Origin of the sequence: Corynebacterium sp. HMSC055G02, from assembly GCF_001809065.1 — a bacterium.
GTDB classification, from domain to species: Bacteria; Actinomycetota; Actinomycetes; order Mycobacteriales; family Mycobacteriaceae; genus Corynebacterium; species Corynebacterium jeikeium_D.
Genome location: NZ_KV795633.1, coordinates 184,289 through 199,020 on the forward strand (window position 1 = coordinate 184,289; position 14,732 = coordinate 199,020).

Here is a 14,732-nt window from a genome sequence, read left to right on the forward strand (position 1 = left end):
TCATATTGTTTGGCGCGAAAAACCCCGATTCGGTTCCATTTTGGTTTTCCAACCTTTACCCCTGCCTACCCCCGCCCATCCCCCAGTCACTTTCTCTACGCCCCTTGCGTGTTACGGCACCGGCCGAGCGCTTACTACTGCCTGGTCGCATACGGGTCGTACCGGCGCAATAGTCCTTCCTCTGAACTGGCACCCCACACTGACTTGAGTTCCGTCCATCACTTTGTGATGCCAGAGCACTATCGAATTACCTGACGGCAGCCGCTCCTCTACGACTACGACATCGGTGCCCAGTACTTGTCTGCGTTCCGGCGCGGACTTTGTCTCATCCCCGGCAACGGAGCTGCTCAAAGCGGCGGCTAGATGTTCAAGCGCCATGTCCTGCGAAAGCGGGCTAGCGAGCACCAAGACGCGCATATCTCCTCCATCCACCGCAATCAGACGGTCTAACGGACTTGCCGAGTCAAGCTCCCACCCGCCGGGAAACCGAGCTTCCACGCCCGCATTGGTCAGTTTGACTACGGGAGCAGAATCGGGACCTGGTTTCGATGTGGATGGAGGCGTCGTTACAGGAGGCGTAGTTACAGGAGGAGCCTGTGCGTGCGATGTCTCACGCTGCTTCTGTCTCCCTTCGTTCTCCCTAACTATGCCGCCACTAAAGAGCCATGCAGCAATCCCAACAATCAGAACCACCACCGTCAACAAACCAACGGCAGCTACTGACACAACTGTGCTTTGATTCGACGCTGAGCTGACTTCTGCCCTGGCTGCAGGACGCCGCCCCGCGAAATCCTCCGACGGCTCCACTTCACCGGCTTCAGCGTCGCCGATGTTTTTCAACCAGGCCGGATTTACGCACTCCCCGAGCCGCGATGCTGGGCAGTCGAAGACTAAAAATCCACGGTCGCGCAGACGATCGACTAGTAGAGCTCGCCGCGAGTTCGCTAGCCCGGGTGGAACTTCGCCGACGATGAACTCAATATCCTCCTGCCAGCGGGGCGGATACTCAGTGATACCGCGCCCACCACTAACTTCCACATCATCGGGTATCCCCTGGGGCGCATCCGGATACATGGTCAGCTGATAAGCCAGCGCAATGACTGTTTCCACCAATGGTGCGCTGTCGTTCGCTCCGACCAAATGTGTCATCCGACTGGCAATGTGGCCCCCGCTCAGACGAGTGACACAGACACGCGTTTCCTCTACTTCCACCAACACGCTATGAGACACAGTTGCCTCATCGAGTTCCACAACGGCGTCGGCAAGCGTCAGGATGTACGGATTGAGTTCAGCAGCCAATAGCGCGGAGGCCAACCGGCACTGTCGCACAGCACCCCAATAGCTGGGCACAATGACTGTTTGCATGCTCTCGAGAAGCGGTCTAGGGCCATGCACCGCCAGTTCTGCGGTGTCTGCAGGTGCCGCGAGTCCCCACAGGTGCCAGGTGCCGTGGCGCAGCGTCGGGGTCTGGGTGGTGGAAGAAGATTCGACCCGAATCATCAACTGTCCTCCTGGTCACCAGCGGTATCCAACCACCCCAACTGCACAACCTGAGGACTCTGGCCGTGCGCCACCCAATAGCCACGGCCCGGCGGCTGCTCGCAAGGCTTTACGCCGAGGATGGGGCCGTCGTCGCGTGTGCCGTCCATAACAAAGACGCTGGCACCCTGGTCCTTAACCGCACCCATGACCGGGTCGTGGAGGGATCGCAACGCCCCGCTGATTCGACGGGCAAAAAAGATATTGAGCCCAATGTCGGCGGCGTGAGCGATGACTTCTGCCAGCGGCTGCAAGGGGTTACCCCGCGAGCCGGCCACGAGGTCATAGTCGTCCACGATGACATTGATGGTTGGACCACTCCACCAATTTCGGGCCTTCAACTGCGCTGGGGTGATATCCGGTTGCGGGAGACGAGCCTTCAGTACCTCTGCCAGCTCTGCCAGCATGGGTGTCGCCACCGCAGCCGAGCCCGCATAACCGGCCAGCCGCTCTTGGGGCACGGCCTCCATTAGCCCACGGCGGTAGTCAATTACGACGAATTTCGAGTCCGACTGCGAGTACCGCAACTGGTGAACGATGCCCCTCAACGCGGCGGTTCTGCCACTGCCTGCCGAACCGAATATCAGTAGGTGACGATCCTTTTCTGGGTGGAATATCACCGCACCCAGACCGGCTTCTTCGAGCCCCACCGCAATCGCACCTCTCGTCGCGGCCGCTGGTCGTGGCAAACGCGCAATATCAATCCGCCGCGGCAACAACTGGAGCTTTGGTGCCTGCTCACCGTGCGGCGCTGTCTCTGCAATCCGCTTAGCGTCTGCAACGCCGGTGAGAGCTACCAGCATCGCAAACCCGCCCGGCGCGACTCCGCGTCCTGGGCTCTCCGGCACCAGCTCTGCTGCCTTACGGTCAATCATTGAATCCATCGACTCCGCCTGCCGCAGCTCAATCCGCGTACCAATCAGGTCGCGAACGGCAGGTCTCATGTCCGTCCAGCGATAGGCCGTGAGCAGGACATGAATTCCCACCGCCAATCCATCTGCAACCAGCGCCTGCACATCGTCGCTCAGCGCCGGAAACTCCGTTTTGAACGCACCCCAGCCGTCAATGACCAACACCGAATCCGGCTGTCCTGCCGCCCGTGCTGCTTCCGGAGAGAGCCATCCATTAGTGCGAAAGAGCTGTTCCCGACGACTTACCTCACGACGCAAAAAACCAATCGTACGGCGAATAAGCTCCTCGTCTCCGCGGTGTGCAACCGACGCGACATGCGGCAACTCAGCCAGGTCGCTCAAGCCGCCCGCACCACAGTCGACGATATAAAAATGCAGGTCACGGGCGCTGATGCCGTCGGCAAGCGCGAGGATCGCTGTGCGTGCGGCAGTGGTCTTTCCTGACCGCGGCGCTCCGACGATTGCCATGTGCCCGCCGGTCGTGCGCAGGTCAATACGCAGTGGGTCCTGACGCTGAAACAGCGGCTTGTCCACCAGCCCAATCACACCGGTCAATCGCTGTCGCGGCAGCTGCTCGTCGGGCTGAAGCTCGATGGCCTCCGGTAGTGGCGGCAGCCACACCCGATGCGCACGTGTCGGTACGTGCGACACCGCTGCCACCACGGCACCGAGCACCGTCTGCTCCGATGTCTGCGCAGGCGGGTCCACCATTCCACCATCGCTTAACGACGCACCGAAAGCCTCCCGCGTCCAATTTTCAGCGGTAAATTCAGTGACAGCTGCGACCTGCCCCTGCAGCCTCTGCTCTGCCCCAGCCGTCGCACCGTCAATAGGCTGCGGACGGACCACCGGGCCGGAAACATACGCCGACCGAAACCGCACCGGTTCGGCGGCAGCAGATTTGATATACCCAATGCCCGGGATGGCCGGCAGATGATAGGCGTCCGGAACACCTAGCACGCTGCGGGACTCCGCGACGGAAAAGGTCTTCAACCCAATGCGATAGGAAAGATGGCTTTCCAGCCCGCGCAAGCGGCCTTCCTCCAGACGCTGACTGGCCAGCAGCAAATGCATGTGCAAACTGCGCCCCAACCGACCAATCGCAACGAAGAGCTCAGCAAACTCCGGGCGTGCGGAGAGCAGCTCTGAAAACTCATCCACCACAATCAGCAACGCGGGCATGGGTGGCGCATCTATCTGCCCAGCGCGCCGGGCTTGCTCATAATCGCTGACACCGGCGAAATTCCCTGCAGCGCGCAGCTGCTCTTGGCGCCGCGTCATCTCACCGCGCAGTGCGTCTTCCATGCGGTTGACCAGGATAAGCTCCTGCTCCAAGTTGGTAATCACCGCCGAGACATGAGGCAATTGATCCAGTCCCAGAAACGTCGCCCCGCCTTTGAAGTCCACCAGCACAAAGTTCAACTGATCCGGGCTGTGCGTAGCTGCGAGCCCTACCACGGTCGTTCGGAGGAATTCCGACTTACCCGACCCTGTGGCACCAACGCACAGACCGTGTGGCCCCATGCCGCCCTCAGCACTCTCCTTAAAATCCAGATAGACCGGAGCACCACCGTCATCAGCTCCAACAGGAATGCGCAGACGAGCACTGCCGTAGCGCGGTCGGTAGCGCAGAGTTGTCGGAGGCGGGTACAGCCCGAGCTCCTCCATGACCGGGTCTTCCGAGGTCTTAACAGAATCATCTGCGCTTGTTGGCACTTCAAAACGCGCCAAGCTCCGCCCAAGCACCTCCGCTTCTGCTGGACTCAGCTGATCAGGTACGCCAATCTCCTCCCGTCCGGACGCGGTTTCCGCATGCACAGCAGTAGTGGAAACAACCAGCGCGATGCCATGGTGAACCGCTGCCTCCCACAACGTTGACTGCGCTTCCACGACGGTCAGCAAAACTACCGAGGTCTCCGACCCCGCCGCGTCAAAAATCGGTGTCAGTTCAGTGACATCTAGCTGTCCGTTCGAATCCGCCAGCACAATCAGCACAGCAGCTGGCAGTGTGTCGATAGCCGTGAGCAGCTCAGTCAGCTGCGCACACGTCGCCGCCCGCAACCGCGCTGGGCCACAGGCATCAGTAACTGCGGGGTGTCCGTGGTGTGGCGTCCATTTCAGCCATTCCCACTCATCTCCCACAACTGCAATCAGGCAATCCTCCGGATGATGCAGCGCAGCAGCTTGGGCGACCATCGCTCGAGCCAGCCCCTGCGCCGCGGTATCTCCAGTGAGCGCGATAATCTCAAAGGCCGACACATCTATGGCAAAGGGCACTCCCTCAACCTGACGAGCCGATCGAATAACTTCCCGCAGTGCTACGGCGGAAACCGGATCCAGTTTCTCCGGCGCCGGAATTGCCGGTGGTGTTACGGGCGTTGCGGGCTGCTGCGTTGCCACCCCGATGCGCAGCTGCAAGAAATCCGGGTCCCCCTTTCGGCGTTCGCACGCCCGCCCCATCACCCCCAGCTGCCACAGAGTTCCAGGCCGAGGGTGGATAAACTGCGCCGATTCACGCTGCATCCTCGCTGCTTTCGCCACCGCGCGGCGAATACTGGACAAATGCCTCTGATAGTCCTTCCGCGCCGGTGCCATGTCCTTATTTCCCGCCCCTCCCGACACCATCATGCCCACAGTGGAAAACACCATCATCAGCGGAAACATAAACGACATCGGGTTACGTCCCATCCCAGAGACAAACATCAACACCACCATGCCGACCACCGCCACGACCATGATTAACGGCATGAGTGCACGCATCAGCGGCACCGGCTGTGGCTCGGGCGCTTCTGGAGGCGCATCCGGCGCGATTGTGCCCGTCATAGGCTGCGGCCCCGCTTTTCGGGTAGCCGAAATCTCCGCCTGTGCACTAGTCACAAAAATCCCCCCGCTATGTGTCGCCCCTTGTGTTCACTCGACGGCCAATCCCCCGACCAATCGGTGTACGCATAGCTTAAAACACACTCCGGATTCTCGCAGCGCATGACCGAAACTGATAGCGGGGGCACGCGCAGTTACTACTCCGAGTAGCGCTCTAGCGAGTTGTACGACACTCTAGAGGGACTAAAGCATGCAGAATTCATGGGGGAAATACATGCTGGGGGAACTCATTCGCGTGCGCATTGATGCCGCACACATGCCCGAAGACACCAACCGAGCACACGCAGACCTTGCGTTACCGACCAACGTCGCAATCGCCGCACTTGTACCGGATATCCTGCAAATTTTCGATATCGACATTGCGGACTTCCCGCTGGCGCAGTGGCAGCTACGAACCGCCACCGGCACGATTTTGCTTGCCGACGACACTCTGAACGAAGCCGGTATTTCACCAGGTGAGCGTCTCGTGGTTATCAACGATCCAGGACCTGTACCCAAACCTCGACTCTTCGATGCCGCCGATGCCATTACCGACACCACCTATACCGACGGTATCGGGACGGCTGATTTGGTTGTTGGCTGTACCGCAGCCCTCGTGGCCACAGCTTCAATCGCAGCTGCCTCATTGAGCTTGAGCAGTACCGATTCCACACTGGCCGCGGCAATCAGCTTCATCGCGCTGCTGGCAGTAGCCGGTGGACTGCGCCTGGCTCTGTTGCGTAGCGCAAAACCGGCGATTGTCATGTCCCTGGAGCTGCAAGTGCTCATTCTGGGCACCTCTTCGGGGCTCTGCTTCGTTGGCCTCGACCTACACCGCATACTCACCGACTGGCCGCCGACTGCTGCGATTAGTGTCGCGCTTGCCGTCATCGGTTTGATTTTTCTCATTTCCAACACCGGCGACGGCGACAACCGCATCACCGTTACCCTGGGCGCGACGAGTCTCAGTGCTGCAGTTACCTTCGGTATTTACGCTGCGGCTGTCGCACTTTTCCACAACTCGGTTCAATCAGGAGCGCTCACCGCTGCTAGTGCAGTCATCCTGATACTGCTGGCACCTTCCATCGCTATCAAGGCTGCCGGTATTCGCGTACCCAAAGTCCCTGCCGCCGGCGAGAGCTTCGATGACAGCGAAACTCCCGAAATATCCCACAACGCACCTAAGCGAGCGGGGTGGATTCTCGATGGCATCCTCTGCAGTGGCACCGGAAGTCTCAGCATCTTCACCCTGGTGGTACTTTTCTCCGGAGCCTATGCGAACAAGTGGTGGCCTCTAGGCATGGCTGCTGCTGTCATAGTCTTTTGTGCAATTCACTCCCGTGGCCAAGCCCGGAAAGTAGCTTCCACCTGTACTGCTTTAGCTGGTCTTGCCGTCATTGTGGCCGTCGCCTTTCAACAGTGGTTCGAGGGCAATTGGCCAGTCGCCGCTGGCCTGGTCGTCCCCATGCTTGCAGCCACCGCCTTAGCCGCATTTCCCGCGTCACGCATCTCACCTACAACGCGCCGCATAGCTGAGCTAACCGAGGCCTGCAGTATCGCCGTTATTTTGCCCATTGCGGCCATCATTGCCGAATTCCCTGAGTTCGTAAGTGGGTTCTTCCAGTGAAAAACCCACTTTTCATGAATGCCATAAAAACTCGTCTCACCGCCACGGCCGCACTTTCCACAGTGCTTATCTCGACGTTGACGGCGGCCACCGCAGTAGCACCGTCGGGCATCGCACCAATAGCGGCTGCCCAGAACAGCCAGGACTGCGTGGCCACGATGCTGTCGTCGGAAAGCGCACTGCATGAACCGACGGTGATCGAAAAAGCTCTTCGGTTTCGCCAAGCATGGCAACTGACGACGGGTGCGGGGATTACGGTGGCGGTAATCGATACCGGGGTCTCACCCAATGAGCGCCTGGGCGAGGTTCTCGACGGTGGCGATTTTGTCGACGGCAACAGCGGGTTCGTAGACTGCGACGGTCACGGAACTCTAGTAGCCGGCATTATTGCAGGCCGGCCCGGTGCCGATGGTTTCGCCGGACTGGCGCCCGACGCGCACGTGTTGTCGATAAGACAAACAGCCGATGGCGAAGGCAATTTGGAGTCGCTGGCACAAGCTATCGACAGGGCCGTCGCGGAGGGCGCGCGGGTCATCAATATCTCGCTCACATCGTGTGCCCCGGCAGGCGTAATGCCCCAAGGTGCAACAGATGTTGCCGAGAGCGTCGCACGCGCGGAAGTCTCAGGCGCAGTAGTGGTCGCAGCGGCAGGCAATAAGGGCGATAGCTGTCAGGACGGATCCGTAGCGTGGCCCGCAGTTCTGCCGGAGGTAATCGCAGTATCAGCAGTACAGTTCGACGATGCCGGCCAAGCACAACCCGCGGAGTATGCAATCACGGGACAATGGGTCAATGTCTCCGCTCCCGGCGGCCCCGTACTCGGTCCCGATCCGCGCACCCCCACCGGTCTCATAGACCGCCACGTGTTCGGGTCTGGGGAGAACACCCGAGCTCAACAGATTGCCGGCACCAGCTTTGCCACGCCAACCGTGTCGGGCACAGCTGCCCTGCTGCTGGCACGAAACCCAGAGCTTTCCCCAGCACAGGTTCGCGACATCATCCTTAGTTCCGCGAGCCCAATTAGTTCCGGGCTCGGCCTTGGTCGCGGCATCGTTGCACCTTATGACGCTCTGATTTGGACCACTGTGGACACCGCTGCGCAGCACGCAGCCAACCCCGCTGCCGCACCGGCTCCGCCGGATCTGCTTTCTTCGCAGGAGCGCAATGCACCGCTCCGGGCGACTGGACTGCTCCTGATATGCGCACTGGGCCTAGGTGCCTGGCTGCTCTCGCGTCCCGGACAGCGGCCCTAGCGCCGCCTGCTTACTCAGCTCAGGGCCTCCGCGCAACGCGGCCACCACTTCCCAGTCCACTGGTCGCGTGCCACCGCTATCGGCATTGGTTGATGCATTAAACCCGAGGGCGGCCAACGTCGTGCGATCGTGCACAGCAAAGCGCATCCCCTCTGGAGAAATGACGTGTACGGCCCCATTTACGCTTACTGCAATCGAGCTGCGCTCACGGCTGCGACCATCCACGAAACCGTCGACGGCCGCACCCGAACCGTCGGCATGCGGGTAATCCACGTGCCGCCCCTCCGGAGCATGCTGCGACCACTGCACGAGAGCTTGCGGCCGTCCTGCTATCCGGCCGGCACACAACCAGCCATCAGCATCGGCAAACGTCAGCGGCTTTTCAGGTAGCCCCGGGACTGCTGGCGCATTCGCAACGGGAACTGCCGCCAGCTGCCCCTCACTGGCCTGCAGAACTGGGCTATGCGCAGCTAATAGCTCTCCTAGCACCGGGGAGAGAATCGCGGCACCGTCGTCAAGCACGATAACGCGCCGCTGCCCGACCTCAACCACATTGCCGACTGTGTCGAATGGAGCGGCGAAGTGCGTGGGTGCGCCGCGGTTCGGGATTGCTGGCGCGGCCAGAATCGGAACCTCCGGAATCGTTCTGAGCAACGCAGGGCTGACAGGCCGGACTGCGGCGCGTTCCAACCCCAGCGCTCGAGAAACAGCGGCGTGCTCCGGGTGGTTGACATCCAGCCGCGAGCGGTAGCCCTGCGTAATCAGCCAGAGGTTTTGGCCATCGGCAACGACGGCACTGTCCGAGTGGGTTCGGGTAAGCTGCTGCGGTTCCGCACGGACTTCTTCAAGACGCGCAAGCGACTCTGCAACAATCCACGGCTGCCCGAGGTCTTGCACCGTCCGCTCGCATAAAGACAGTGCCAACTCCGGCGCACCTGCACTGCCCCTCTTGGCAGCTCCCGAGGCACCAGAGCCTGCCGGCGCGGCCGGAACTGCTGGTGCGCCCTCAATCCCGACAGCAAAACTGATGTCCTCTTTGTCCAACTCGCTACTGCGCACCCGCTTCGGCTCAGCAGGATTGCCCAAAATTAACCGCGCCGATGCGAGATTCGCGACTGGATGCAATCGACCATTGACACGTACATGCAGGCCCTCCGACCCCGATACGACAATCAGCTGCTCATTGGAGCTCGAACCGCCCTGCGGCCGCACCAACGACAGCACCGCAGTGCCGGCGGCCAGTAAAACCACCAGCGCACAGCCGATAAACAGTGCTCGCGTACGCGTGCGCAGAGGATCGTGCAGCATTCGCGAATCCGCACGCACAAGCGCGTGCTCAATCCGACGAATCAAGAATCGATGACCGCTGACCTGGCTAGGCGTAGTCGGCGTACGTGGCATGAGTTTCCCCCAAAACTATTCCCCCAAATAATCTCTACCCTGCAGAGTAAGCCAGGCCGCGCTACTGTGCGACCAGGGGAATTTTAGTGGGGAACATATTGGGGGTTTTTCACATGCCATTGTCATTGTGGCTACTCATTACAGCAATAACCATCACTGCAGGCGCGCATGTCCCTGTGCGCGGCCGCAGCCTTCGTGACCGCCTGCGACGCACCGAACCAGGACAACTCATCGGACTACGTCTCACACCAGGCCTGCGAAGCCAGCTAAGCGCTGCGGATATCGTCTCGCTTGCCGACGACAGCCCAGTGACCCTGGATGCGCTGTGCTTTTATCACATTGCGCCGGAAGTCCGCGGAGAGCATGCGCACCGCTACTTCCGAGCAGCCGAGCGCTCCGGCACAGCCCCTGACCCCTGGACACATCTGGTGGCAACTCTTCCGGTGGAAGCCTCCGCTGACCAAGCCCTACGCTTCCTCATCCACCGGCTGGGAACCCTTGGTATTCGCGCACGGCGATTGACGGCACCGGAATGTGCTCTGACTGAGAGCTCTGCGGAGGTCGTGCAGCTGCGCCGCACTGGACGCTCTCATCATGTGGCGGCGTTGGGACGCAAACCGCACCTGTGGTTAAGCCGACAACGTGACATCGCTATCACTAATGGTCCGGCGCAGGTCATAGGAGCCGGGAGCAGTGGACAAACCATCACAATGTGTCCCGCGAACGTCCCCCGATTGGAGGTCGACTGCGGCAATCAGGACATTTGTGAGCTGCTCATCGGAATGCTCTCGCTCGGCTATCGAGTCGGGATTCGCACGTCCCGTCCACATTTCTATACTGTGGCTCTTGATCTGGGCGCAGTACTTCTCGCTCGAGCTGGAGACGACACCGTCGATGTGGTTGTTGTCGAAGAGTATGAGCCCGACCTGTGTACTGGAATCGCGAGAATCATCGAGGTCAGTCGTACAGGTTCGCCCACGGCAGCAGCAGCGGAAATGCCAGCTTCGTGCCCTCGACTGGCGATGGGCGAATTCACCTGGACGCTATCTACCGCCCGCACTACCGATGAATTGCAGCCACTAGCTATGCGGGCAACTAGCGGTTTAGTCCCGGAATCAACGCACCCAAATCTGGCAGACCGCCCGGCGCCTGGGAGCCGTCAGGCTCCCCCTGCTGCGCCGGGTCATTCGGAGCGCCATTTTCTTGGCCACCCGGCTGACCGCCTGCTGCAGGAGGCACATCCTCCTTCGGCATCTGTGCACCAGTGACATTGCCATTGTCGATAGTGGCAGCGCCCGCTGGTCCCGAGCACTCCAGAGTAGACGGGCCATAGGCCGCGCAGTTGTAACCGAATGCGCTCAACTGAGAATTCGCTGGCAGCGTCTTCATCTCACCCGCCGGCGGGAACGTAAGGACCTCGTAAGTAACTCCCCCCGGGTTCCAGGACACAGCATTGGCGGGAACCTTGTTTCCCGTGCCGTCATCGACCATCGGAGGATTGGCAAGATTCACCTGGCAGGCCAAGTAGGCGTCACCGCTCAGATCGTTGAGGAAGCAGCGTGTCGTGCCATCCTCCAACTGAAAGAGTCGAGTATTTGGGCCGTCCGCCGGGGTGTAATCCGCATCATTGACCTGGGTGATTGCAGGAGTTTCCGTCGGCGTCTCTGATTTTGTCGGTGTCGTCGACTCTTCAGTCGGCTTCGGCGGAGTCGAGGATTTAGTCTTTGCGGAAGAACTGACGGAGCGATTCGAGACTTCCGGCTTAGCCGGCTCGTCGTCTCCACATCCGGCCAGCGCGAAAGTCATCATCACACCGGCTGCGATCGTTGCCATAAATTTATTCATCCGCATGGTGTCCTAACCTACCCGACCATCGCTCCATCCCCTAGTAGCCGAGGGAGGAATTACTTCCGGAGAACTAGCTCGCATCTCGTCGATGCGTTCTGGCGTAATCACGTCATTGAAGGCGAAGATAGTTACTTCCCTATCTCGATAAACAGGGGTTACCCCTGGAGCTACCCAGAGCCCTTCACCAGGAAACTCTAAATCCTCCTTGGAATCCCAAATACCCGGGGGTGACAAATAGATGAATCCCACGTTCAGCTTTCGGGCTGAGCGATCGACATCGTTCACCCCATCCGGCCGATCGGGGTCTGGAAAACCGAGGTAATCAGCGTGCCAATACAGCATTGAGGTAGCAGTCCACTTATTCGCCACTGGCCAATCATAGTGCGGGAACACTACCGGCAAGTCATTGCGAGCGTACATCCAGCTGGACCCCTCCGGCGGATTGGTAAACGTGCGGTACTTATGTGCCTCCGGCTGCTCGGCCAACCAATCAAATGCCTTTAAGTCAGCCTTGGAAATGATTTGCCATTCCCTAGGGCTCTTGTAGGCGAAATCCGCAGCGCTAGCATTAGACGCCACTCCATAGACCACAAGTACAGCAGAGCTCACCGTCGCTAAGCTCAACCCCAGAACTCGCCCCGTCGATGGCACTTTTGACTCACTAATTCGAGCCGCCCACGCGCAGCCCCACGCAACGGCGATACCCGCAAGCGCGGAATACAGGTACGCGGTGACCATCACCAACCGGTGAGGCGTCGAATAGTGAAGATCCGTATACAGCGCGAGAATATCGCCCGGCACGCCACCAAAATGATTGAGCGCGTGGGTCGTCATCAACACCGAAACAAACCAGGCCGGTACTACCCACACCCGTCGGCGCGAAGTATCCGCGAAAACCAAAAACGCCATCCCGATGAAACCGAGGATGATGATTGGCCAGAACGGCCGGAATTCCTCAGTGTGGCGGGTCAGCATTGTGGCGCCTCGATACCACGCATCGAAACGATCGAGGTCGTCTACTTCAGCGCTAACCGCGCGCACATCCTCGGTCTGAGAAGTTCCCGTAAGCCACTGCGGCAGTAGTACTGCCACTGCTGGCACAAAGGCGGCTGCAATCACCGCGACGTCGTAAAGCTTGGCGCGAACCGCACCCAGTTCAGGATGCGCGGGACGCGGCAGGCGGTAGCACAACCACCAAATTGCACCGAGCATAACGACTGTAGGCACCGATGCCGGATGGAGCTCTCCGATACCGATTATCGAAAGCGCAGCGCTCAAGATGCGCTGAGGTGCGTGTGGGAGCGACGTAACAAAGGCAAAAACGGTAATCGCTAGCGCAATCGAGACCTGGTACGGCCAGGCCCCCACGAAGACCCCGACGGGCATCAATACCGGAAGCGCTGCGGAAACAAGCGCCGCAACCCCCGCAGCAACGGCGGTGGACAGCTTTCGGCGATCAATAATTCGCCAGGTCAGCGCCGCAGCCGCCGTGGGTATGGTCACGGCCGGAATGATAATGCCGAGGTAATTGACCGCCTCGGTGATTGGTAGACGGACAATCAATATCCAAAGCGCACCGAACGCATGCCATGCGGCGGGATAGTAGGACACCGCCTGAGTTTCCACATTCTGAATCTCGCCCATTCTAGTGGCCGAGGCCATGCCGTCTTCCGTAATCGAACGGAGCACACTTGCATGCCAGAGTGTGTCCCAGCCTTGCTGGATGGTCGCCATCCCCTCGGACATTGAAGCGATGCGGCCGATAGCGGTCCACGTGAGAACCGCCGCTGCGATGATGACTCCGATACTTGCGATTAGCCCATAGCCCAACTCGCGCCATCGACTTGCGGCGGGCGGCTGCGTCTCGGCCGACACTGAGCGATCGACACTACCGCGCCGCCGCCGAATCAAAGCGCTGCCGCCACTCCAGCAAAGCGCGAGAAGTAGTGTCACGGCCCAGCAGATAGACGCACTGACCAAGGTGAAGCGCACTTCGATAGCGCCGAGCGCCCACCCTGCGGTACCTGCGATACCAAACGTCACCGCAGGACCGAGGGCCAGCGCCCACGGAGTACGAACGCCGCTGGCTCTCACTACAACAGCGCCGGGGATTACGAGCAGCGCAACCAAGCTAACAATTGCCCACACCACTACCGAACACTCCTCCTACGGTCACTTTCTTCAGGGAATATTACCGAGAGCTTGTACATTTAAGCCTCGTCCCCATCTGTCCGGGCATCACGACGCTCGCGGGTCTGCTCCGCCCTGGCCGCCAAATCAGCATCGCCGGGGTAATCAACACCTACCAGGCTGAGCCCACGCGCCTCTGCCACCGGGACCAACGGGGAACGCTTCCCTTCACTCAACAACTGTTCAGTGAATCCAACCGCACGTCGCCCCTCACCGACACTAAGGCAGGCCCCAACCAGTGAGCGCACCATAGACCAGCAGAACGCGTCGGCAGTCACATGGGCCTCGTACAGCTCTGGTTCTTCCCGCGTAGATACGTCGAACCACTGGAACCGCTGTAGATCTCTAGTGGTCGTCGCATGTGGCTTGTGTCGACAAAAAGCGGCAAAGTCATTGAGCCCCAGTAGGGCATCAGCCGCCACCTGCATGCGGTTGATGTCCACTGACCGCCGCCAGTGGGCCGTATCGCGAGCACGGGTAGGAAGCGGGCCACTGACGCAACTAGTGACGCGATAGACATAGTGCCGACGTAACGCGGAAAAGCGGGCATCGAAACCCGGGGGCGCAAACGAGGTGCCCCGAAGCGTCACGTCCGCGGGCAATAGTCGCGCTACACGACGAACCAAATTACTCGGGTCCCCTGCGATAGAACGTGTGTCTAAACAGGAGACAGGAACATCTGCGTGAGCCACCTGCCCGGAGGCATGAACACCGGCATCTGTACGACCGGCCACAGTCAGTTGCACGGGAGTGCGCAACACCTTCTCCAAAGTGGATTCCAACGTCGCCTGCACAGTCCGCACCGGTTCTCCAGTAGGCTTATCGCGCTGAGCAGCCCAACCATGGAAATCGGTCCCGTCATAGGCAATGTCAAAACGCAACCGAACCAGGTCGGAGTCGGTGCTCCCCATAGCGGCTCGATCGGGAGAATCGCACGGGGTATCCGGAGTCGTTGGAGTAAGTGATGTCACGGTTAACAGATTGTAGCCGGGACCCCGGATTAGATAATCAGCAGTTTCCACCGCAGGGTCTCCGTATTGCTCTCAATGTTGGTGCGTAATCCGTCGGTGTAACCGGAGGCAGAACTGGAGTCGGGCGCTATGC

Annotated in this window: 8 protein-coding genes; 3 read left to right on the forward strand and 5 right to left on the reverse strand. The window is 60.0% G+C overall.

What is annotated here, in order from left to right; all coding sequences use genetic code 11:
* Positions 1-111: 111 nt before the first annotated feature.
* Positions 112-1,500, reverse strand: a complete 1,389-nt coding sequence (locus tag HMPREF2547_RS01125) for a type VII secretion-associated protein (protein WP_070604467.1) — start codon at positions 1,498-1,500, stop codon at positions 112-114.
* Positions 1,500-5,327, reverse strand: a complete 3,828-nt coding sequence (gene eccCa, locus HMPREF2547_RS01130; RefSeq protein WP_141744321.1) for a type VII secretion protein EccCa — start codon at positions 5,325-5,327, stop codon at positions 1,500-1,502. Before eccCa ends, HMPREF2547_RS01125 begins: the two co-directional genes overlap by 1 nt.
* Positions 5,328-5,520: 193 nt before the next feature.
* On the opposite strand from eccCa, the gene eccD reads away from it, so the two are divergent.
* On the forward strand, positions 5,521-6,936 hold the full coding sequence (eccD, locus tag HMPREF2547_RS01135; RefSeq protein WP_239272332.1) for a type VII secretion integral membrane protein EccD: 1,416 nt from the start codon (positions 5,521-5,523) through the stop codon (positions 6,934-6,936).
* 14 nt (positions 6,937-6,950) lie between these two features.
* A complete protein-coding gene (mycP, locus tag HMPREF2547_RS01140) occupies positions 6,951-8,189 on the forward strand; it encodes a type VII secretion-associated serine protease mycosin (RefSeq protein ID WP_222865580.1) in 1,239 nt (412 codons plus the stop codon).
* Here mycP and eccB read toward each other — a convergent pair.
* Entirely contained in the window at positions 8,148-9,590 is a 1,443-nt protein-coding gene (eccB, locus tag HMPREF2547_RS01145; RefSeq protein WP_070545647.1) for a type VII secretion protein EccB, read from the reverse strand. The genes mycP and eccB overlap by 42 nt on opposite strands.
* Positions 9,591-9,703: 113 nt before the next feature.
* Between eccB and HMPREF2547_RS10555 the strand changes: the two genes are divergently transcribed.
* Positions 9,704-10,858, forward strand: coding sequence for a hypothetical protein (locus HMPREF2547_RS10555; RefSeq protein WP_083296839.1), 1,155 nt, complete (start codon positions 9,704-9,706; stop codon positions 10,856-10,858).
* Between the two features lie 589 nt (positions 10,859-11,447).
* On the opposite strand, the gene HMPREF2547_RS01155 is transcribed toward HMPREF2547_RS10555, so the two are convergent.
* Complete coding sequence (locus HMPREF2547_RS01155; protein ID WP_016422082.1) at positions 11,448-13,589, reverse strand: DUF6541 family protein; 2,142 nt, start codon at positions 13,587-13,589, stop codon at positions 11,448-11,450.
* A 59-nt stretch (positions 13,590-13,648) separates the two neighbouring features.
* Entirely contained in the window at positions 13,649-14,539 is an 891-nt protein-coding gene (locus HMPREF2547_RS01160; RefSeq protein WP_042388414.1) for a tRNA pseudouridine synthase A, read from the reverse strand.
* Between the last annotated feature and the right edge of the window lie 193 nt (positions 14,540-14,732).

Excerpts from the sequence above, each read along its gene's own strand:
- HMPREF2547_RS01160 (WP_042388414.1), bottom strand. The coding sequence starts at position 14,539 with ATGGGGAGCACCGACTCCGACCTGGTTCGGTTGCGTTTTGACATTGCC.
- HMPREF2547_RS01125 (WP_070604467.1), bottom strand. The coding sequence starts at position 1,500 with ATGATTCGGGTCGAATCTTCTTCCACCACCCAGACCCCGACGCTGCGC.
- HMPREF2547_RS10555 (WP_083296839.1), top strand. The coding sequence starts at position 9,704 with ATGCCATTGTCATTGTGGCTACTCATTACAGCAATAACCATCACTGCA.
- mycP (WP_222865580.1), top strand. The coding sequence starts at position 6,951 with ATGAATGCCATAAAAACTCGTCTCACCGCCACGGCCGCACTTTCCACA.
- eccD (WP_239272332.1), top strand. The coding sequence starts at position 5,521 with ATGCAGAATTCATGGGGGAAATACATGCTGGGGGAACTCATTCGCGTG.
- eccB (WP_070545647.1), bottom strand. The coding sequence starts at position 9,590 with ATGCCACGTACGCCGACTACGCCTAGCCAGGTCAGCGGTCATCGATTC.